The sequence below is a fragment of the Yersinia sp. 1252 StPb PI genome (genome assembly GCF_048593885.1).
GTDB lineage: Bacteria > Pseudomonadota > Gammaproteobacteria > Enterobacterales > Enterobacteriaceae > Yersinia > Yersinia enterocolitica_E.
The window spans coordinates 1-483 of the sequence record NZ_JAZGQE010000483.1; the positions used below are offsets into that span (position 1 = coordinate 1).

Genomic DNA, 483 nt, shown 5'->3' on the forward strand with positions numbered 1-483 from the left:
TTTGCGCTAAACTCCATTTTTTCAACATTCTTATATGTATCTTCCTTACCAATACTGGGTGTCGCACCTACATCGCTATTGAATTCTCTTTTAAAATTTAAGTTTTTTAACTTTTCACTGCTTGTATTTTGAGTATCAATGGAAGATTCCTTCTCCTGACTTTCAGCCTTCATATGTGATTCAACATAGGCAACAAATTGGAACCCATGTTTGGGTATCGTTAAAATGAGTTGTGGGCTCTCTCCCAATGCTTTGAATGCCTTTCTAAGCTCACTAACATAGGTGTTTAAATTACTATTAGATGCAGTGAATCCATAGTCTTCCCAGATGTCCTTCAATAGCGTAACTCTATCTATAGCTTTGTTTCTGTGTTTAATGAATTCAAGCAGTAAACGGGTTGCCGGATTGGACAAAATCACAAAAATATCGTCATCATTTAGAATCATTAATTTCTTTTCTGATGGTCTAAAGAAAATAGTGTAG

General features: G+C 35.0%; 1 protein-coding gene. It reads right to left on the minus strand.

Going from position 1 to position 483, the window contains the following annotated elements; all coding sequences use genetic code 11:
• Positions 1 to 446: winged helix-turn-helix domain-containing protein (locus V2A85_RS24435; protein WP_420072655.1), on the minus strand; the 446-nt coding region annotated here is incomplete at its 3' end.
• Positions 447 to 483 lie beyond the last annotated feature (37 nt).